General features: G+C 47.6%; 20 protein-coding genes. All 20 read left to right on the plus strand.

Annotation, left to right across the window (positions count from 1 at the left end; all coding sequences use genetic code 11):
• The first annotated feature begins 177 nt into the window (after positions 1 to 177).
• Positions 178 to 651: a ribosome maturation factor RimP gene (gene rimP / locus AC4E8B_RS09970; protein WP_490219606.1), complete on the plus strand. Its 474-nt coding sequence runs from the start codon at positions 178 to 180 to the stop codon at positions 649 to 651.
• A 42-nt stretch (positions 652 to 693) separates the two neighbouring features.
• The gene (gene nusA, locus AC4E8B_RS09975) at positions 694 to 1878 is read left to right on the plus strand and encodes a transcription termination factor NusA (protein ID WP_490218630.1); all 1185 of its coding nucleotides are present in this window, start codon (positions 694 to 696) and stop codon (positions 1876 to 1878) included.
• 16 nt (positions 1879 to 1894) lie between these two features.
• Positions 1895 to 2176 carry an RNase P modulator RnpM gene (gene rnpM, locus AC4E8B_RS09980; protein ID WP_490218632.1) on the plus strand — a complete coding sequence of 94 codons (282 nt, stop codon included), beginning with the start codon at positions 1895 to 1897 and terminating at the stop codon, positions 2174 to 2176.
• Complete coding sequence (locus AC4E8B_RS09985) at positions 2176 to 2478, plus strand: YlxQ family RNA-binding protein (RefSeq protein ID WP_490218634.1); 303 nt, start codon at positions 2176 to 2178, stop codon at positions 2476 to 2478. The genes rnpM and AC4E8B_RS09985 overlap by 1 nt, the downstream gene beginning before the upstream one ends.
• A gap of 19 nt (positions 2479 to 2497) precedes the next feature.
• Positions 2498 to 4750 carry a translation initiation factor IF-2 gene (gene infB, locus AC4E8B_RS09990; RefSeq protein ID WP_490218636.1) on the plus strand — a complete coding sequence of 751 codons (2253 nt, stop codon included), beginning with the start codon at positions 2498 to 2500 and terminating at the stop codon, positions 4748 to 4750.
• Positions 4750 to 5031: a DUF503 domain-containing protein gene (locus AC4E8B_RS09995; protein ID WP_490218637.1), complete on the plus strand. Its 282-nt coding sequence runs from the start codon at positions 4750 to 4752 to the stop codon at positions 5029 to 5031. The genes infB and AC4E8B_RS09995 overlap by 1 nt, the downstream gene beginning before the upstream one ends.
• 14 nt (positions 5032 to 5045) lie before the next feature.
• Positions 5046 to 5417 (plus strand): 30S ribosome-binding factor RbfA, encoded by a 372-nt coding sequence (gene rbfA / locus AC4E8B_RS10000; RefSeq protein ID WP_224903554.1) that lies wholly within the window; start codon positions 5046 to 5048, stop codon positions 5415 to 5417.
• A gap of 102 nt (positions 5418 to 5519) precedes the next feature.
• Positions 5520 to 6437 carry a tRNA pseudouridine(55) synthase TruB gene (gene truB, locus AC4E8B_RS10005; RefSeq protein ID WP_490218639.1) on the plus strand — a complete coding sequence of 306 codons (918 nt, stop codon included), beginning with the start codon at positions 5520 to 5522 and terminating at the stop codon, positions 6435 to 6437.
• Positions 6438 to 6469: 32 nt separating this feature from the next.
• A complete protein-coding gene (gene ribF, locus AC4E8B_RS10010) occupies positions 6470 to 7426 on the plus strand; it encodes a bifunctional riboflavin kinase/FAD synthetase (RefSeq protein ID WP_490218641.1) in 957 nt (318 codons plus the stop codon).
• Between the two features lie 118 nt (positions 7427 to 7544).
• A complete protein-coding gene (rpsO, locus tag AC4E8B_RS10015; RefSeq protein ID WP_009795996.1) occupies positions 7545 to 7814 on the plus strand; it encodes a 30S ribosomal protein S15 in 270 nt (89 codons plus the stop codon).
• A 240-nt stretch (positions 7815 to 8054) separates the two neighbouring features.
• A complete protein-coding gene (pnp, locus tag AC4E8B_RS10020; RefSeq protein WP_490218643.1) occupies positions 8055 to 10178 on the plus strand; it encodes a polyribonucleotide nucleotidyltransferase in 2124 nt (707 codons plus the stop codon).
• A gap of 230 nt (positions 10179 to 10408) precedes the next feature.
• Positions 10409 to 11410 (plus strand): polysaccharide deacetylase family protein, encoded by a 1002-nt coding sequence (locus AC4E8B_RS10025; RefSeq protein ID WP_490218645.1) that lies wholly within the window; start codon positions 10409 to 10411, stop codon positions 11408 to 11410.
• A gap of 46 nt (positions 11411 to 11456) precedes the next feature.
• Positions 11457 to 12695: a M16 family metallopeptidase gene (locus AC4E8B_RS10030; RefSeq protein ID WP_490218647.1), complete on the plus strand. Its 1239-nt coding sequence runs from the start codon at positions 11457 to 11459 to the stop codon at positions 12693 to 12695.
• Between the two features lie 637 nt (positions 12696 to 13332).
• On the plus strand, positions 13333 to 13581 hold the full coding sequence (locus AC4E8B_RS10035) for a YlmC/YmxH family sporulation protein (RefSeq protein ID WP_490218649.1): 249 nt from the start codon (positions 13333 to 13335) through the stop codon (positions 13579 to 13581).
• Between the two features lie 650 nt (positions 13582 to 14231).
• Entirely contained in the window at positions 14232 to 15140 is a 909-nt protein-coding gene (gene dpaA / locus AC4E8B_RS10040) for a dipicolinic acid synthetase subunit A (RefSeq protein ID WP_490218651.1), read from the plus strand.
• Positions 15130 to 15729: a dipicolinate synthase subunit B gene (locus tag AC4E8B_RS10045; RefSeq protein ID WP_490218653.1), complete on the plus strand. Its 600-nt coding sequence runs from the start codon at positions 15130 to 15132 to the stop codon at positions 15727 to 15729. Before dpaA ends, AC4E8B_RS10045 begins: the two co-directional genes overlap by 11 nt.
• A 259-nt stretch (positions 15730 to 15988) precedes the next feature.
• Positions 15989 to 17038, plus strand: a complete 1050-nt coding sequence (gene asd / locus AC4E8B_RS10050) for an aspartate-semialdehyde dehydrogenase (protein WP_490218655.1) — start codon at positions 15989 to 15991, stop codon at positions 17036 to 17038.
• 29 nt (positions 17039 to 17067) lie between these two features.
• Positions 17068 to 18312 (plus strand): aspartate kinase, encoded by a 1245-nt coding sequence (gene dapG / locus AC4E8B_RS10055; RefSeq protein ID WP_490218657.1) that lies wholly within the window; start codon positions 17068 to 17070, stop codon positions 18310 to 18312.
• A gap of 17 nt (positions 18313 to 18329) precedes the next feature.
• Positions 18330 to 19199, plus strand: a complete 870-nt coding sequence (dapA, locus tag AC4E8B_RS10060; RefSeq protein ID WP_490218659.1) for a 4-hydroxy-tetrahydrodipicolinate synthase — start codon at positions 18330 to 18332, stop codon at positions 19197 to 19199.
• A gap of 494 nt (positions 19200 to 19693) precedes the next feature.
• Positions 19694 to 21367 (plus strand): ribonuclease J, encoded by a 1674-nt coding sequence (locus AC4E8B_RS10065; protein ID WP_490218660.1) that lies wholly within the window; start codon positions 19694 to 19696, stop codon positions 21365 to 21367.
• Positions 21368 to 21479 lie beyond the last annotated feature (112 nt).

The raw sequence follows: 21479 nt of genomic DNA on the forward strand, positions 1-21479 counted from the left end.
ATTTCTGAACGCTTCTGCAGGCATCTGCTCTGTGAAAGAAGCATGTTCCGGCTGAGAGCCCCCCCTTAGAGGGGGGTCTCTTTAAAATGCCGGGGTCATGCTTTTTACAGGCATGGGCCTGAGCATCCCGGGATTGTACATACGGGTTTAAGGATGCCTTAACACCAAAGGAGGGAAATTATGAGCAAAGTGACTGAAACCGTCGAAGAGCTGGTCACCCCTATCGTGGATGAACTTAATCTGGAGCTGGTTGATATTGAATATGTAAAAGAAGGAAAAGAGTGGTTCCTTCGCGTATTTATTGATAAGGAGCAGGGTGTCGACATTGAAGAATGCGGCCTTGTCAGCGAAAGGCTCAGCGAAAAGCTCGACGAACTCGATCCTATTCCTTATAACTATTTCCTGGAAGTCTCATCGCCGGGTGCTGAACGCCCTCTGAAAAAAGAGAAGGACTATAAAAGTGCAGTCGGAAAAAATGTCCTCATTAAAACGTATGAACCAATAGATGGCGAAAAAACGTTTGAAGGTAAGCTCACTCAATTTGATGGTGAAACAGTGACTGTGGAAGTCAGGGTCAAAACAAGAATAAAAACAATTTCCATTCCTCTTGAAAAAGTGGCCAATGCCCGTTTGGCAGTTACTTTCTCATAAGGAAGAAACGAGATTTAGGAGATTAAAGGGGGATACAATCTCATGAGCAGTGAATTGCTGGATGCTCTGACGTTGCTGGAAAAAGAAAAAGGAATTTCTCGTGATATCATTATCGAGGCTATCGAAGCAGCTTTGATTTCAGCCTACCGCCGCAATTTTAACCAGGCACAAAATGTCCGCATCGATTTGAACCTTGGAAGCGGAACGATGAGGGTTTTTGCCCGCAAGGAAGTAGTAGAGCAGGTCTTTGACCCGCGCCTTGAGATCAGCCTTGATGAAGCGAAGGGCATCAACCCGAATTATCAGGTTGAAGATGTGGTTGAACTGGAGGTCACTCCGAAGGACTTCGGCCGCATAGCTGCACAGACTGCCAAGCAGGTTGTGACACAGCGTGTCCGCGAGGCAGAGCGCGGGATCATCTATTCAGAATTCATCGACCGCGAAGAAGACATCATGACCGGGATCGTCCAGAGGCAGGACCCTAAGTTCATTTACGTCAGCCTCGGCAAGATTGAAGCCATCCTTCCAGCCAATGAGCAGATGCCTAATGAGCAATATAAGCCTCATGACAGGATCAAGGTCTTTATCACGAAAGTTGAAAAAACGACTAAAGGGCCGCAAATCTTTGTTTCCCGGACGCATCCCGGCTTATTGAAACGGCTGTTTGAAATTGAAGTGCCGGAAATTTATGACGGCACTGTAGAGATCAAATCTGTTTCAAGGGAAGCGGGAGACCGTTCCAAGATTTCGGTTCATGCCGACAACAGCGAAGTGGACCCTGTGGGATCATGTGTAGGCCCAAAAGGCACGCGCGTACAGGCAGTCGTCAATGAGCTGAAAGGCGAGAAGATCGACATAGTCAAATGGTCGCCGGATCCGGTTGTTTTTGTGGCAAATGCATTAAGCCCTTCCAAAGTGCTGGATGTGATTGTAAATGAAGACGATAAGGCAACCACGGTAATCGTGCCTGATTACCAGCTTTCGCTTGCAATCGGGAAGCGCGGGCAGAATGCGCGCCTTGCTGCCAAGCTGACCGGCTGGAAAATCGACATTAAATCTGAGACTGAAGCCCGTGAATCAGGCATTTTCCCTCGTGAAGAGTCACTTCTTACTTTTGATGAAGAAGATTACGCTGATGATGCGGATTATGATACTGATACAGACTTCACTGCGGAAGAAGATGCTGATTTTGAATCTGATTATGACGCAGATGAAGACAGGGAGTAAGAAAGGGTGAATGATCGTGAACAGAAATAAAAAGGTTCCCATGCGTAAATGTGTCGCTACCGGTGAAATGAAGCCGAAAAAAGAACTGGTTCGCATCGTTCGCTCTAAGGAAGGCGAGGTCTCTTTGGATCTGACCGGGAAAAAGTCAGGCCGGGGAGCTTATCTTTCCAGAGATAAAGAAGCAGTCTTATCAGCACAAAAGAAAAACATACTCTCAAATCATCTGGATGCAACAGTGGATGATTCTATATATGAAGAGCTTTTAGAGCTCATAGAGAAGGAGAAACGACTATCCTGATGAACTCAAATCAATGGATGTCATTGCTTGGCTTGGCCAATCGAGCACGCAAAATCATATCGGGTGAAGAGCTCTCCGTCAAAGAAATCAGAGGCGGCAAAGCGAAGCTCGTGCTGCTGTCAGCAGATGCATCTGCGAATACAGCAAAAAAGGTAACAGATAAATGTAAATCCTATAACGTTCCATATAAATTAGTGGAAAATCGGCACCTTCTTGGTCAAGCGATCGGAAAAGAAGCACGTGTAGTTGTGGCTGTCCTTGACAGCGGGTTTGCAAAAAAACTGTTGACGCTGCTCGATTAATTCTACCGGGGGTGAAAATATGAGTAAAATGCGCGTCTATGAATATGCAAAGAAATTCAATATTTCAAGCAAAGACGTTATCACGAAATTGAAAGACATGAACGTGGAAGTTTCAAACCATATGACAACGATTGAAAATGATGCTGTCAAAAAGCTGGATGAAATTTTTGCCAAAAAGACTGACAGCAAGCCAGCAAGGCCTAATCAAGCCGGAACTCCGAAGCCGCAGCAGAACAGCCAGCCTCGGCCAAAACCTTCAGGCGGCCAGAACAGCAATACCGGAAACCGCGATCAGGCAAAGCCTTCTGCACCGGCAAACCGATCAGGCGGCGGGAATGCACCCAAGTCCTTTGGCGGCAATAACAATAATAACAATAATAACCGCAGCAATAATAACAACAACCGCAACAAGAACGGCAATAATAACAACAATAATAAAAACCGCAACAACCGCAACAATCAGAATAAAGGGAAGCAGCAGCATACAAACCATGCTCCTCAGCCCCGCAAAGAAAAAGAACTTCCGGCTAAAATCACTTTCAGTGACTCATTGACAGTAGCGGAGCTCGGTAAAAAGCTTCACCGCGAACCTTCAGAGATCATTAAAAAGCTCTTTATGCTTGGCGTAATGGCTACGATCAACCAGGACCTTGACAAAGATGCCATCGAGCTGATTGCCGGTGAATATGGCGTGGAAGTCGAGGAAGAAATCCGCATCGATACAACGGACCTTGAGGTTTACTTCACAGAAGATGAAAGTGCGGAACTGACCGAAAGGCCTTCTGTTGTAACGATCATGGGCCACGTTGACCATGGTAAAACAACCCTTCTTGACAGCATCAGGAATACAAAGGTGACCGCAGGGGAAGCTGGAGGGATTACCCAGCATATCGGCGCTTACCAGGTAGAAGATAACGGCAAGAAGATCACATTCCTTGATACGCCGGGTCACGCCGCGTTTACGACCATGCGTGCTCGTGGAGCAAAGATCACGGATATTACAATCCTGGTTGTTGCAGCGGACGACGGCGTCATGCCTCAGACTGTAGAAGCAATCAACCATGCAAAAGCAGCCGAGGTGCCGATCATCGTTGCCGTCAACAAGATGGATAAGCCTTCTGCCAATCCTGACCGCGTGATGCAGGAACTGACAGAGCACGGACTTGTGCCTGAAGCATGGGGCGGAGAAACAATCTTTGTTCCGCTTTCAGCCCTGACTGGAGATGGAATTGATTCCTTGCTGGAAATGATCCTCCTTGTCAGCGAGGTGGAAGAATACAAAGCCAACCCTGACCGCAATGCAGTCGGAACGGTCATTGAAGCGCAGCTTGACAAAGGCAGGGGCTCAGTCGCCACCCTTCTTGTCCAGAATGGGACACTGAAAGTCGGCGATCCAATCGTAGTCGGCACAACATTCGGACGTGTGCGTGCAATGGTCAATGACCTTGGCCGCCGCGTTAAAGAAGCAGGTCCTTCTACACCGGTTGAAATTACCGGATTGAATGATGTCCCGCAAGCAGGCGACCGCTTCGTCGTGTTCAAAGATGAGAAAACGGCCCGCCAGGTCGGAGAAGTGCGTTCCCAGCAGGCCATCCAGGCCCAAAGGAGCGAAAAGACCCGCGTCAGCCTTGATAACTTGTTTGAACATATGAAACAAGGGGAAATGAAAGATCTAAACATCATTATCAAAGCGGATGTTCAAGGTTCCGCCGAGGCGCTTGCAGCTGCTTTGAATAAGATAGATGTTGAAGGTGTCAATGTCAGGATCATCCATACTGCAGTTGGTGCGATCAATGAGTCCGACATTACCCTGGCCGCTGCTTCCAATGCAATTGTCATCGGCTTTAACGTAAGGCCTGATAATAATGCCAAGCGTGCAGCAGATACTGAGGAAGTGGATGTCCGCCTCCACAGGATCATCTACAAAGTAATCGATGAAATCGAATCAGCCATGAAAGGCATGCTTGACCCTGAGTTTGAAGAGAAAATCATCGGCCAGGCTGAAGTCCGCCAGACATTTAAAGTTTCTAAGGTTGGTACGATTGCCGGATCATATGTCACAGACGGAAAAATCACTCGTGACAGCGGCATTCGACTGATTCGCGACGGTGTCGTTGTTTTTGAAGGTGAAATTGATGCGCTTAAACGCTTTAAGGATGACGCGAAAGAAGTCAGCCAGGGATATGAGTGCGGAATTACCATCAAAAACTTCAATGACATGAAAGAAGGCGACGTTGTCGAAGCATATATCATGGAAGAAGTGGAACGTTAATGATAGTTGGCCTCGCAGCCTGCGAATGCATTATATACGATGCCCATTCTTTAAAAGAAAAGAGGGCAGTTCTGCAGCGGATCATCATGCGGCTCAGGCAGAGGCATAATCTGTCTGTTGCCGAAGTCGATTTCCAGGATATGTGGCAGAGGACCAAAATTGCCGTTGCGGCAGTTGCCTCTGCCCGTGTCTCCGCTGAAGCGGAGCTGCAGAACGCTCTCAAGCTAATTGATTCGTTTCCGGAAATAGAACGGACAATCACAGATATAGAGTGGCTTTAACAAGAGGTGATCATATGAGCCATAGAGCAAACAGAGTTGGAGAACAAATGAAAAAGGAGCTTGGGGAGATCATTGGACGAAAGATCAAGGATCCCCGCATCGGCTTCGTGACTGTAACCGATGTTGCTGTTACCGGAGACCTGCAGCAGGCAACCGTATATATATCGGTTCTTGGCGATGAAGAGCAAAGGGAAAACACGCTTAAAGGACTTGCCAAAGCAAAAGGGTTCATCCGTTCAGAAATTGGACAGCGCATCCGTCTTCGCAAAACGCCTGAAATCATCTTTGAATTTGATGAATCAATCGATTATGGAAATCGCATTGATACCCTTCTTCATAAAATACAGGAAGAAGGCCAATCTAAAGAAGAACAGGATAAAGAATAAGCTTCCGGAAAGGATAGACTCTGGTCTATCCTTTTTTTGGCTGCCCTGCAGGGAAGGAAGGCTGGGCAGCCAGTGTACATATAGTAATGGAGGGGTATGTAAATGGAAGGAATCATACCGTTATTTAAACCAAAAGGGATGACATCCCATGATTGTGTGTTCAGGCTCCGCAAAATCCTGAGGATGAAAAGGATCGGCCACACCGGCACACTCGATCCGGATGTGACGGGAGTCCTTCCCATCTGCATTGGCAGGGCCACCAAGGTCGCGGAATACATAACAGATGCAGGCAAGGCCTATGAGGGGGAAGTCACAATCGGATTTTCCACTTCAACTGAGGATGCATCCGGTGAAAAGATAGAAGAAAGACCTGTCTTCGGTAAGATTTCGAGGGAGCAGATCCTGGCTGTACTGGAAGATTTAAATGGCGAAATCACACAGACGCCGCCTATGTATTCGGCTGTAAAGGTCAATGGCAAAAGGCTTTATGAATATGCCAGAAAAGGCATTGAAGTTGAAAGGCCGACCCGGAAGGTCAGCATCTACTCGATCGAGCTGCTGAGCGAGGGCCTGGAATTTGAAGGCCCGAACCCATCTTTCCGCTTCCGGGTAGAATGCAGCAAGGGAACCTATATCCGTACGCTTGCTGTAATGATCGGAGAAGCGCTGGGCTATCCTGCCCATATGTCGGATCTTGAAAGAATCCGGTCAGCATCCTTTGAAAAAGAAGAGTGCCTGACATTCGCAGACATCGAAGCACTCCAGGAAAGCGGGGAGCTGGCTGCAAAAATCAGGCCGCTCGAAGAAGGGATTTCTCATTTGCCGAAATACACGATTAATGATACAGTTGCAGAGAAAGTTAAAAATGGAGCACTGCTGAAAATACCGGATTTCCTGGAGCAGGAAACAGGCCCGATCGCTGTCCAGACTGAAGCAGGGACAGCCCTGGCCATCTATCTCCACCATCCGGCAAAACCCGGCCTCATGAAGCCGGCAAAAGTGCTTAGAAACGATGCATAGTATCCAGCAATAGAAAAAGGTGAGTATCATCAATGGAAGTCATTGCAATTAAACATCCCCATCAATTTGCCAGAAGGGATTTTCCCGGGCTGTCCATGGCCCTGGGTTATTTTGACGGGGTTCATCTCGGACATCAGAAAGTCATTCTTCAAGCGAAAAAAGCGGCAGAGCAAAAAGGGCTGAAGAGCGCAGTCATGACCTTTGATCCCCACCCTTCTGTCGTACTTGGGAAAAGCGTGCAGCATATAGAGTATATAACGCCTCTCGAAGATAAAATCAAAGAGATAGCGAAGCTTGGCGCCGACTATTTATTTATCGTCGAATTCAGCAGCAGTTTCGCCAGCCTGCTTCCACAGGAGTTTGTAGACCAATACCTGATCGGACTGAATGCCGGGCATGTCGTGGCCGGTTTCGATTACAGCTATGGCCGTATGGGGAAAGGCACTATGGAGACCCTTCCGTTCCATTCAAGGGAAGAATTTACATACACGGTGGTCGACAAGCTGACCGACGGCACAGAGAAAATCAGCTCAACAAACATCCGCCAGAAGATCAGGGAAGGCCAGACAGAGGAACTTCCGGTGCTGCTGGGCAGATATTACACCACCCGCGGCACAGTCATCCATGGAGATAAGCGGGGCAGGACAATCGGCTTCCCGACAGCCAATATCGACATCGGTACCAGTTATATCTGTCCGCCTACAGGGGTATATGCCGTACGGATGTGCGTTGATGGAAGCTGGATCGAAGGTGTCTGCAATGTCGGCTATAAACCGACATTCAACAAGCCTGCTGCTGACCGTCCTTCTGTAGAGGTCCATCTTTTTGACTTCAGCAGGGAAATCTACGGCTCTGAAGTCGAAATTGAATGGCACCGCTATTTGCGTACAGAGAGGAAATTCTCAGGCGTAGATGAACTGGTCGCCCAAATTTCGAGGGATAAAGACGCAGCTGTCGGCTACTTCGAAAATAATGAAGGTTTAACTTGATTTTTGTCCTAAAAAGCTGTATTCTTATAAACGTACCAAAAATAAGAACCTTTGCTTGGCAAGTCGAGTCACCGACGCTTGCTCAGTGACAGGGGATAAACATTAGGAGGTGAACAGGATGGCAATCACTCAAGAACGTAAAAATGAACTGATCAATGAGTACAAAACTCATGAGAACGATACTGGATCTCCAGAAGTTCAAATCGCTGTCCTTACAGAATCAATCAACAACTTAAACGATCACTTACGCACTCACAAGAAAGACCACCATTCACGCCGCGGTCTTCTTAAGATGGTAGGTAGACGCCGTAACCTATTGACTTACCTTCGTAACAAGGATGTTACTCGTTACCGTGAGTTAATCACTAAGCTTGGTTTACGCCGATAGTATTGAAAGCGGGATTTTTTCCCGCTTTTTTATCGTCTTTAAGTGATATCTGCAGAAAGCCGGCTTATTAAAAAAGCAGGCTTTCTGTATACATAGATTGATTTTTTACATAGAAATTGTGCATACTAAATACAACTATGTCTTTTTTTGATTTATAAAAGAATTTTACGATGGTTTAGGCTAATACAATAATACGCTAAACCTCTAAAAAGTTTACACGCAGAGAGGGGTTTATAAGCAATGGGACAAGATAAGAAGATTTATTCCCTTGACTGGGCCGGACGTACGCTTACAGTGGAAATCGGGCAGCTTGCAAAGCAGGCCAATGGAGCAGCGCTGATCCGTTATGGAGATACAGCAGTCCTCAGTACAGCAACAGCATCAAAAGAGCCAAAAAACCTTGACTTTTTCCCGCTGACAGTCAATTACGAAGAACGCTTGTATGCAGTTGGAAAAATACCTGGAGGCTTCATTAAACGTGAAGGCCGCCCAAGTGAAAAGGCCATTCTTGCCAGCCGCCTGATCGACAGGCCGATCCGCCCGCTATTTGCTGACGGCTTCCGCAATGAAGTTCAGGTTGTAAGTATGGTAATGAGCGTTGATCAGGATTGCTCTTCCGAGATGGCCGCTATGTTCGGCTCATCTTTGGCACTAAGTGCTTCTGATATCCCGTTCAGCGGCCCGATTGCGGGTGTCACAGTAGGGCGCATCAATGGCGAGTTTGTCATTAACCCAACTGTAGAGCAGCAGAATGAGAGCGATATGCACCTTGTTGTTGCAGGGACAAAGGATGCCATCAACATGGTTGAGGCCGGTGCAGATGAAGTGCCGGAAGAAACGATGCTTGAAGCCATCATGTTCGGACATAACGAAATCAAGCGCCTTATTTCCTTCCAGGAACAGATCGTTTCTGAAGTTGGAAAAGAAAAAACAGAAATCAAATTATACGAAATAGATGCTGACATCGAATCCCGGATTCGCGAAACTGCTGAAAAAGATATGGTTTCAGCAATCCAGGTGCAGGAAAAGCATGCCCGTGAAGCTGCCATTAAAACAGTGAAAGATGCTGTATTGGCACAATATGAAGAGCAGGAAGCAGACGAGGATACCATCAAACAGGTGAAAAAGGTGCTGGACAAGCTTGTCAAAGCGGAAGTCCGCAGATTGATCACTGAAGAAAAAGTCCGCCCGGACGGCCGCGGACTCGATGTAATCCGTCCGCTGTCATCTGAAATCGGCCTGCTGCCGCGTACCCATGGCTCTGGGCTGTTTACAAGGGGCCAGACCCAGGCTCTGAGCATTTGTACGCTTGGCGCACTTGGCGATGTCCAAATCCTTGACGGCCTTGGCATCGAAGAAGAAAAACGCTTTATGCACCACTATAATTTCCCTAACTTCAGCGTAGGGGAAACAGGCCCGATGAGAGGTCCCGGACGCCGTGAAATCGGCCATGGAGCCCTTGGCGAACGTGCTTTGGAACCGGTAATCCCGAATGAAAAGGATTTCCCTTACACGGTCCGCCTTGTATCAGAGGTTCTTGAATCAAACGGCTCTACTTCCCAGGCGAGCATCTGTGCGAGCACACTTGCGATGATGGATGCTGGTGTTCCTATTAAAGCTCCTGTTGCAGGCATCGCGATGGGTCTTATTAAGTCAGGTGAGCATTACTCAATCCTTACTGACATCCAGGGAATGGAAGACCATCTTGGAGACATGGACTTTAAGGTGGCAGGTACTTCGAAGGGTGTAACTGCTCTGCAGATGGATATCAAGATCGATGGGCTTTCCCGCGAGATCCTTGAAGAAGCGCTCCAGCAGGCTAAAAAGGGCCGGATGCAGATCCTTGATTCTATGCTTTCGACAATTGCCGAGCCGAAGAAGGAGCTTTCCAGGTACGCGCCTAAGATCCTTACGATGGCGATCAACCCGGACAAGATCCGCGATGTTATCGGGCCAAGCGGAAAGCAGATCAATAAGATCATTGAAGAAACCGGCGTCAAAATCGATATCGAGCAGGATGGTACGGTCTTCATTTCTTCTATAGACCAGGAAATGAACGACAAAGCCAAGAAAATCATCGAAGACATCGTCCGTGAAGTTGAAGTCGGCCAGATGTACCTTGGCAAGGTCAAAAGAATTGAAAAGTTCGGCGCATTCGTTGAGATCTTCAACGGAAAAGACGGACTGGTCCATATTTCAGAGCTTGCCGAAGAGCGTGTAGGCAAAGTGGAAGACATCCTGTCACTTGGAGACGAACTGCTTGTAAAGGTAACTGAAATTGACAAGCAGGGCAGGGTCAACCTTTCCCGCAAAGCGGTCCTTAAGGAACAGCGCGAAAAGCAGGAAAAGGCACAGGAGCAATAATATCCAACCGATTTAGCATAAAATGAAGGCTTAGCCGGCTTGCCGAGGAACGCAGAGAAAATGCAGCTTCCTGCTGGCTATGGCGGCAGCCTGATTTTGAGGCCAGGGAGATCCCTGGCTTTTTCTATACATATAGAATCACCTATACGTGCGGGAAAGCAGTATATTTCCAGCCGCTGTTCTACCCTGTCCACCCTTCACATAGAAATTAGTGAAGGAGGGCTGAACAAATGAAAAGACTAGCTGGTATGCTGCTGATCGGTGCGATTTCGCTGATACTGGTCAATAACCCTTTTACAGATCATTATGTAACGCAATTAAAGATGGACAGCCTCGCTGTAACTGCAGTGCCGGATTCTCTGAATCAAAGGATAGAGAAGGAATCAGAAAAATATTACATAGCTCCACAGGATGCGAAGATTGACCCGGTATGGAAGGCAATACCTGGCTATAACGGGGTAAAGGTTGACGCAGAGGCATCTTATAAAAAAATGAAGGGCGAGGGAAAATTCGATCCTGATAAATTGGTGCTAAAGCAGATCGAACCGGAAAAGAAGCTGGGTGATTTGCCTCCTGCCCCTATTTATAAAGGGAATCCCGACAAGCCGATGGTTTCATTCATCATAAATGTAGCGTGGGGAAATGAGTATTTATCGGGCATGCTTGCCACTTTAAAGAAACATAAGGTGACTGCGACTTTTTTCCTTGAGGGAAGGTGGGTCCAGCAGAACCCTGAGCTTGCCAAGATGATTACAGAAGCAGGTCATGAGGCGGGGAATCATTCTTTTACCCACCCCGACATGAAGACCCTGTCATCGGCCCGGATAAGGGAAGAAATCGAAAAGACCAATCAGGTCATAAAAGCTGTAACCGGGCAGGAAGTCACCTGGTTTGCGCCGCCGAGCGGAAGCTACCGGGATGAAACGGTCCTGATTGCCGCTGAAAAGAAACTGAAGACAGTCATGTGGAGCCTTGATACAGTGGACTGGCGTAAGCCTTCCCCTGAAGAGCTGCTGAACAGAGTGGTTCCAAAAGTGCATAATGGCGCCATCATTCTGATGCATCCAACAGATTCCACAGCAAAGTCACTCGACAGGCTTATTACGCAAATCAAAGATAAAGATCTTGAAATTGCCTCAGTTTCAAGATTATTGAGTGAAGAGCGGATTATGGACAAAACAGTGAAAGAAAAACAGGATTTTGGAAAAAATAACAATAATGAGATATACTAACTAAACCGCGCTAAATGCACCAGGATAGAGAACAGGAGGAGTTGCTTTGATTAAGAAATATACATGCCAAAATGGTGTAAGAGTAGTTCTGGAAAATATACCGACAGTCCGTTCAGTTGCGATCGGCGTCTGGATCGGTACAGGATCAAGGAATGAGCATTCCGGGAATAATGGAGTTTCTCATTTTCTGGAGCATATGTTCTTTAAAGGGACAAAATCAAGGACAGCCCGTGAGATAGCAGAATCCTTTGACAGCATAGGCGGCCAGGTCAATGCTTTCACATCAAAGGAATACACATGCTATTATGCAAAGGTCCTTGATACACATTCTAAATTTGCACTTGATGTACTTGCCGATATGTTCTTTAATTCCATCTTTGATGAAGAAGAATTGAATAAAGAGAAAAATGTTGTGCTCGAGGAAATCAAGATGTATGAGGATACACCTGATGACATCGTCCATGATCTTCTCGGAAAAGCTATATATGAAAGCCATCCGCTAGGCTACCCGATCCTTGGGACTGAGGAAACCCTCGAGACTTTTAAAGGGGACACACTCAGGGAGTATATGCATGAAACCTATACACCGGAAAATGTCGTCATCTCCATTGCCGGAAACATCTCGGATTCATTCATCCAGGAAGTGGAGAAGCTGTTCGGTTCCTATGAAGCCGGAAAGCAGGAAAGAAATCAGGATAAACCTCTCTTCCATTCAAACCGTGTTTCCCGGAAAAAAGAGACGGAACAGGCTCATTTATGCTTAGGTTATGAAGGCCTTCCGGTCGGGCATGAAGATATGTACAGCTTGATAATCCTGAACAATATCCTGGGCGGGAGCATGAGCAGCCGCCTGTTTCAGGATGTAAGGGAACAAAGAGGACTGGCTTATTCTGTCTTTTCTTATCACTCTTCTTTCCAGGATACAGGTATGGTCACTATATATGGCGGCACCGGAGCCAAGCAGCTGGATGTACTGTTTGAAACGATCCAGGATACGCTCTCTACCTTGAAGGGAGACGGCATCACCGAGAAAGAGCTGAAGAACAGCAAGGAACAGATGAAGGGCAGCCTGATGCTGAGCCTTGAAAGCACCAACAGCCGCATGAGCCGCAATGGCAAGAACGAACTACTGCTCGGAAGGCACCGCTCACTCGATGAGATAGTCGAACAAATCGATAAAGTTACAGAAACAGGGGTTAACGCAATGGCAAACTCTGTCTTCTCTGACCAATTTTCTGTATCATTAATCAGCCCTGACGGAGTACTGCCGAAGAACCTTGTATAAGAATAGAACTGACATGAACCCGGCGTGAATGCCGGGTTTTTGTTATGTTTCGGCTAAAGCTCAAATGGAACTCTGAGAAAACTGGATAGAGGTTGCAAGTGAGGCGGACTAAGACCCTCTGTGACTCATTTTTTAGAATAGAGGGTGTTAGTGAAGCCGACTAAGACCCTCTGTGAGTCATTCTTTAGAATAGAGGGTGTTAGTGAAGCCGACTAAGACCCTCTGTGAGTCATTCTTTAGAATAGAGGGTGTTAGTGAAGCTGACTAAGACCCTCTGTGAGTCATTTTTTAGAATAGAGGGTGCTAGTGAAGCCGACTAAGACCCTCTGTGAGTCATTCTTTAGAATAGAGGGTGTTAGTGAAGCTGACTAAGACCCCTCTGTGAGTCATTTTTTAGAATAGAGGGTGCTAGTGAAGCCGACACCCTCTGAAAGTCAATTTCCAGAATAGAGGGTGTTAGTGAAGCTGACTAAGACCCTCTGAATGTCATTTAGCAGAATAGAGGGTGTTAGTGCCTCCGGCGAAGACCTCGATTTTGTCTCCCCATATGTTTTTATTAATCGAAAAGCTGGAATACTTCTAAAATCAATTTCCTGCCGTAAATATATATTGAGGACAAAGACTGGGGGGATTTGCGGTGAGACTCAGTGAGCTGAGCGGGAAGGAAATCGTCGATGCAAAAAAAGCCGAGCGCCTGGGAGTGCTTGGCCAGACCGACCTTGAAATAAATGAAAAGGACGGGCAAATCAAGGCCCTTCTCATTCCTTCGCTAAAATGGTTTGGACTGAAGCGGCAGGGAGGGGAAATCAAAGTGCCCTGGCAGCATATCAAGAAGATCGGCAGTGATATGATTATCATTGATATGCCAGAAGATGAAACTGAATAAAGCAGGAGAAAGCGGCCGCTAAAAGGCCGTTCAGTTCTCTGAAAAGGGGTACAGAATGAGTGTTTCATTCGGTGCCCTTTTTGTTTTTATATAAAGTTGATTAATCACGCCAGGCATTCTTACTTATGATCTTAGAGGGCAAGAGCCTCCTCTTTTCGTATTGTCCGGCTCCGCGCGCTGGCCCCTCGAGTCATAAGCCAATCAGCCCAGAAGGAAAAAACCAACCTTCCGTCCTGCTTGTCTTATGCTTGCCGGGGCTGATCAAGGCTTTTCCGCTTTTCTATTTGTCCAGCTCCAAAGCCTAACCCCTCGAGTCATAAGCCAATCAGCTCAGAAGGTAAAAACCAACCTTCCGTCCTGCTTGTCTTATGCTTGTCGGGGCTGATCAAGGCTTTTCCGCTTTTCTATTTGTCCAGCTCCAAAGCCTAGCCCCTCGAGTCATAAGCCAATCAGCCCAGAAGGTAAAAACCAACCTTCCGTCCTGCTTGTCTTATGCTTGTCGGGGCTGATCAAGGCTTTTCCGCTTTTCTATTCGCCCATTTTCTTCTCCGAAAAACTCACCTTATCTGGGTTGCTGTCATAGGATGTTGGAGTAGTTCTTTATGAAACTGAGATTCCTGTAAGATTCTTTAGAAGAAGGTGAATATTTCATGCTGACAGGGATGCAAATAGCAGTAATGGGCGGGGATGCCAGGCAGTTGGAGATCATCAGCAAGCTGACTGAACTGGATGCGAAAACTTTGCTCATTGGCTTTGAGCAGCTGGATCATGCTTTTACCGGAGCATCGAAGGAGAAAGTGGATGAAGTTGATTTTTCCGCTCTGGATGCCATAATCCTGCCTGTGCCAGGCACCAACCTGGAGGGGCAGGTTGAGACTATATTTTCAAACGAGAAGGTATTTTTAACAGAAGATATGATTGCCCATACACAGCCGCACTGCACCATATATTCTGGCATTACAAATTCCTATCTGGATGATATCACCAGTCAGAATGACAGAAAGCTGGTGCAGCTGTTCGAAAGGGATGACATTGCCATCTATAACTCGATCCCGACAGTGGAGGGCACAATCATGATGGCCATCCAGCATACTGATTTCACGATCCACGGTTCCAATGTGGTGGTGCTTGGCTTAGGCAGGGTCGGTATGAGTGTGGCAAGAACTTTCCACTCTTTAGGGGCAAAGGTGAAGGTTGGCGCCAGAAAGAGCGAACATATTGCCAGAATTACTGAAATGGGGGTGACCCCGTTCCATTTGGATGATATTCAGTCATTTGTCAAAGACACGGATATTTGCATTAACACCATTCCGCATTTGATTGTCAGTGCTTCGGTCATCAGCAAGATGCCTGCCCATACCTTGATCATCGATCTGGCATCAAAGCCTGGCGGGACAGATTTCCGCTATGCTGAGAAGAGGGGCATCAAGGCCTTGCTGGCACCGGGCCTTCCAGGGATCGTCGCCCCGAAGACGGCAGGGCAGATCCTGGCGAATGTGCTGGCCCAGCTGCTGGCTGAAGATTTTCAAAATAAAAGGGGGCAATACCATGACGCTTAAAGGTAAAAAGATCGGGTTTGGCCTTACTGGTTCACATTGTACTTACGATGCTGTATTTCCTGAGATTGAAAAGCTTGTCAACGCAGGAGCAGAGGTGCTCCCAGTCGTCACCGGCACTGTCCAGAACACTGAAACCAGATTTGGAGCGGGTGAGGATTGGATTGAGAGAATCGAGAACCTGACTGGCAATAAGGTGATCGATTCGATTGTAAAGGCAGAGCCCCTCGGACCGAAGATACCGCTGGACTGCATGGTCATTGCGCCATTGACAGGAAACTCCATGAGCAAGTTTGCCAATGCCATGACAGATTCCCCGGTTCTGATGGCGGCAAAGGCGACGCTCAGGAATGAAAGTCCTGTTGTAGTTGGCATCTCCACAAATGATGCCCTCGGACTGAACGGAATGAATCTGATGAGGCTGATGGCAGTAAAGAATATTTACTTCATCCCATTTGGACAGGATGATCCCGTTAAAAAGCCTAATTCAATGGTTGCCAGGATGACGCTGCTTTCAGAAACGATTGAAGCGGCCATTACTGGAAAACAGCTCCAGCCGGTCATTGTCGAACGCTATAAAGACGCAAACTGATCTCCAGGCCTTCCATCATAAAAAAGTTTATTTCTTTAACAGGTGAATATGTTAAAATAAAAATATTAAATATGAGTTTGTCCACCTATTCAATCATTGGACCATCACCTCATATACTGGAAGCATAGTGAATGCTATACTACAATAAGAATGGCGGTGGCGAAGAAATCAACAGCTGCCGTCCTCTTATATTGCCTGCAAAAGAAAAAGCAGACCAAGACCGTTTACTAATTTTTTATGCTGGAAGGGGAAGTTTTGGATGGAGAACAAAAAAGGATTTCACGTTGCAGTCGTCGGGGCTACCGGAGCTGTTGGTCAGCAGATGCTGCAGACTTTAGAAAGCAGAGATTTCCCTGTATCGAAATTAACATTACTATCTTCTGCCCGCTCAGCTGGCACAAAGGTAAGTTATAAAGGAAATGAATATATCGTGGAAGAAGCCAGGCCGGAGAGCTTTGCCGGTGTGGATATCGCTTTATTCTCAGCAGGCGGCGGCGTGTCAAAAGAACTGGCTCCGCATGCTGTTGAGCATGGCGCCATTGTGGTCGATAATACAAGTGCTTTCCGCATGGCTGAAAATGTGCCGCTCGTTGTCCCTGAGGTGAATGAAGAAGACCTCAAGAAGCATAATGGGATTATCGCCAATCCAAACTGCTCTACCATCCAAATGGTTGCAGCCCTTGAACCGCTGCGGAAGAAGCATGGCTTAAGCAAGGTCATTGTTTCTACGTATCAGGCTGTTTCCGGTTCAGGCGCTGCGGCAGTTGAAGAGCTGTACAGCCAGACGAGGGCGATCATTAATAATGAGGAGCATGAGCCGAAGATCCTCCCGGTCAAAGGCGACAAAAAGCATTATCAGATTGCCTTTAATGCCATCCCTCAAATTGATATGTTCCAGGATAATGGATTTACATTTGAAGAAATGAAAATGATCAACGAAACAAAGAAAATCATGCATATGCCTGATCTTCAGGTAGCGGCTACCTGTGTCCGCCTTCCTGTAGCAACCGGCCACTCTGAGTCAGTATATTTTGAGCTTGAAGCCGGAGGCGTGGAGGCGCAGGAAATAAAGGATATCCTTAAAGATTCCCCAGGTGTCGTCCTTCAGGATGACCCTGAAAATCAAATCTACCCGATGCCTGCAGACTGTGTAGGCAAAAATGATATCTTTGTCGGCCGGATCCGCAAGGACCTAGACAATGATAAAGGCTTCCACATGTGGGTAGTCTCCGATAACCTTTTGAAAGGCGCAGCGTGGAATTCAGTCCAGATCGCCGAAAGCTTAATCAAGCTGGAATTGGTGAAATAAGTGGAAACGGATATTTTTGAGGTGTTACGATGAAGATAATCGTCCAGAAGTTCGGAGGCACATCCGTACGGGATGACAGCAGCCGGGCGCACGCAAAAAGGCATATTAAAAAAGCTTTGTCGGAAGGCTATAAAGTAGTGGCAGTCGTTTCCGCGATGGGGCGGCAGGGCGATCCGTACGCAACTGATACCCTCTTATCGCTGATCGGCGGAACCGGCAGCAAAATCAGCAGGCGGGAAAACGATCTTCTTTTATCATGCGGTGAAACCATTTCAAGCATTGTGTTCACCAATATGCTGAGGGAAGAAGGCATCGAGGCCGCAGCACTGACCGGTGCACAGGCCGGCTTCAGGACCAACAGCGATTTCACGAATGCGAAAATCATTGAAATGAAATGCGACAGATTGCTCAGGGAGCTGGAGGAATCTGATGTCGTCGTGGTGGCGGGCTTCCAGGGAGCAGCCAAGAATGGCGATATCACGACTATCGGCAGAGGCGGGAGCGATACATCAGCCGCTGCTCTCGGGGCTGCGCTTCAGGCAGAGTGGATTGATATCTTTACTGATGTTGAAGGCATCATGACGGCTGATCCGCGCATCGCCGAGAATGCACGGGCGCTTTCAATCGTTACTTACACAGAGGTCTGCAATCTCGCCTATCAGGGAGCCAAGGTCATCCACCCCCGGGCGGTGGAGATTGCCATGCAGGCCAAGGTGCCGATCAGGATCAGGTCCACTTATTCCGACGGACTGGGGACTCTGGTCACAAGCATCAATAAAAACAGCCGCGGCAGCGATATTAAAGAGCGGCCTGTAACCGGCATCGCGCATTTGTCCAATGTGACGCAGATCAAGGTCTTTGCCAAAAAGGACCAGTACAATCTGCAGGCAGAGGTCTTCAAGGCGATGGCCAATGAACAGATCAGCGTCGATTTTATCAATATTTCGCCGAATGGCGTGGTATATACCGTTTCTGAGGATATGGCTGACAAAGCGGTCAGGACGCTTGAGCGGCTGGGCCATGAGCCCGTGCTTGAGCGCCACTGCGCGAAGGTTTCCGTTGTAGGAGCCGGAATGGCAGGAGTGCCGGGTGTCACTTCAAAGATTGTCACTGCACTTTCAGAGGAGAGCATCAGGATCCTCCAGTCAGCGGACAGCCATACAACCATCTGGGTGCTGGTCAAGCAGAAGGACCTTGTCAAGGCAGTCAATGCCCTTCATGATGCCTTCCAGCTTGAGCAGGAGTCCATGGAATTCGAACAGACAGATATATAGGCAGGGAGTTGTGAAAAATGGTTCTATTTGGAAGAGTTTCTACAGCAATGGTGACGCCTTTTGATAAAAAGGGGCATATCGATTTTACAAAAACAACGCAGCTTATCAACCATTTAATCGAGAACGGAACAGATTCCCTCGTGGTTGCCGGCACAACAGGGGAATCGCCGACCCTTACAAAAGAAGAGAAACTGGCGCTGTTCAAGCATGTCGTCAAAGTTGTCGATAAAAGGATCCCTGTTATAGCGGGAACAGGCAGCAATGATACGTATGCTTCTGTAGAAATGACAAAGAAAGCCGAGCAGATCGGCGTGGATGCCGTTATGGTCGTTGCTCCGTATTATAATAAACCCAATCAGGAAGGTTTGTATCAGCACTTCAAAAATGTTGCTGAAAGCACATCCCTGCCTGTTATGGTTTACAATATACCGGGAAGGTCTGTAGTCAATATCGCTCCCGAAACAGTCATCCGGCTGTCACAGATCCCTAATATCAAGGCGGTCAAAGAAGCAAGCGGCGATCTGAACAGCATGACGGCGATCATAGCCGGCACTGATGAAGACTTCCTTCTGTATTCAGGAGACGATGGATTGACGCTTCCGGCTATGGCGATCGGCGCCGCAGGAGTGGTTTCAGTCGCTTCGCACGTGATTGGAATTGAAATGCAAAGCATGATTTCCTCTTTCCTTGATGGCAATGTTGGAGAAGCTGCTGTCAAGCACCAGAAGCTCCTTCCGCTCATGGAAGGCCTTTTTGCCGCACCAAGCCCGGTGCCAGTCAAGACGGCCCTTCAGCTGAAAGGGATCGACACGGGTTCAGTAAGGCTGCCGCTTGTTCCTCTTACAGAACAGGAAAGAGCTGCACTGCTCAGTTTGTTTCAAAACTGATTGAGAAAACCAGTATCAGGCCGGTGAGCATTGCTCCCGGCCTTTTTCTATACAGCCGGCTGCTGCCCGGCATAACGAAAAAATAAATTGGTTGTCATAAAATTCATAAATCAAGTATAATGGTTGTAACTGAACTCGTCCGATTATGCAATGCATTTTTTGAATATTCTTTCATAGAGTAAAGCGGCCTGGAGATCGAGCTGCTTTGCAATAGAGCAGGCCAGCTGAGCGGAAGGCAAGATCAGTGTGGGCTGCTCCGGATTCAGGAAGGAATAGTGATGGCTCATCCTAGAAACCAGGTTTGCCTATCAGGTCCGTTCCTGAGCCGTTCCCGGCTGAATGGCCAAAATTGTCTTTATTCATGTCAGTTAGTATACATAATATTTTTCAGGACGTTTTCTGTTTATAAGAGTGTCAAGCTATACAGCTTTATATATTAAAAAGGCTGGCCCCTGTCCGGGGTGCAGCCGAAACAGCATTGGAGGAGCTTTTAGGTGAATAATAGAAAAAATGAAAGCATCAGGCTGACCGCCCTCGGCGGCGTAGGGGAAATCGGCAAAAATATGTACCTTGCAGAAGTGGATGAAGATTTGTATGTCCTCGATGCAGGGCTAATGTTCCCGGAGAACGAGATGCTCGGGATTGATATTGTGATTCCGGATGTTTCTTATCTGGTCCAGAATAAAGACAGAATCCGGGGTATTTTCCTGACACATGGCCATGAGGACCATATTGGGGCTCTTTCTTATGTGCTGAAAAAGATATCTGTCCCCGTCTATGGCACAAAGCTTACCCTTGCCTTGGCCAAGGCGAAGATGAAGGAGCAGGACTACAGGGGCAAAGCAGAGCTGATTGAAATCAATTCTGATTCAGTGCTTGAATTCGAACATTCCAGTGTATCATTTTTCCGTACCAACCACAGTATCCCCGATTCAGTCGGGATATGCGTCCATACTTCAGAGGGAAGCATCGTCTACACCGGCGACTTTAAGTTTGACCAGGCTGCCCCTGAACTGTACAAAGCGGAAATCGGAAAGATGGCCGGAATCGGCGACAATGGGGTATTATGCCTCCTGTCAGACAGCACAGATGCAGAAAGGCCTGGATATTCAACATCCGAGGCAGTCGTGCAAAAGGCGATGGCACATGCATTCTACACGGCAAAAGGAAGGGTCATTGCAGCCTGCTTTGCTTCTGATCTAATCCAGATCCAGCATATATTCGATGCGGCCCGGGAAAGCGGCAGGAAAGTCGCCGTGGCCGGGAAGAGCATCCAAAAGGTATATGATCTGGCTGTTCAGCTCGGTTATCTCGCTGTCAAGGATGATATGCTCATCTCTTTATCAGAGCTTGGAAGCTTCAGGGACCATGAAGTGGTCATTCTTACAGCCGGTTCCCAGGGCGAGCCGATCGAGGCGCTTCAGAAAATGGCGAAAAGGACCCACCGTCAGGTGACGATCCAGGAAGGCGATACCGTCTACCTCGCTGCAGCTCCGATCAGGGGAGGCGAAGTTTTCATTTATAAGACGATGGACATGCTGTACAGGGCCGGTGCATCCGTGATTACAGGAAAGAACAGTGCCACCGCATCCAGCCATGGAAGCCAGGAAGAATTGAAATTCATGATCAATTTAATGAAGCCGAAATATTTCATCCCGGTGCATGGTGAATATAAAACATTGAAGACGCATGGAAAGCTCGCAGCAGAATGCGGGGTTAGCCAGGACTCGATCCTGATCCCTGAAAAAGGGGATGTCTTCGAGATCAAAGAAGGAAGAATCAAGCAAAGCGGCCGCGTGCCGGCTGGAAATGTTCTCATTGACGGAATCGGCGTCGGGGATGTCGGGAATATCGTCCTGAGGGACAGAAGGCTGCTTTCGCAGGATGGGATTTTAATTGTTGTCGTAACGCTTAACCGCCATGATAAACAGATAGCCGCAGGGCCGGAAATCATTTCCCGAGGATTTGTATATGTGCGTGAGTCCGAAAAGCTGCTGGTCCAGGCAGCTGACATGGTCAAAGAGATCGTCCGCCGCGGCTCCCAGAAAGAAAGTTTTGACTGGGCCGCTGTCAAACAGGATATGCGCGACGAGCTTAATCAATTTTTCTACGAAAAAACAAAGCGGCGTCCGATGATCCTGCCGATCATTATGGAAGTAAAGCAATAGAATATAAAACGTGTGAGAGGTCATGAAGCAGCTGCTTTATGGCCTCTTTTTGCAAGCTGTGCCACCTCCGCTCCGGAAAGAATCTCCCATCCCGCTTTTTTGGCTGTGCCGG

The sequence above is a fragment of the Bacillus sp. SRL543 genome (genome assembly GCF_984799205.1).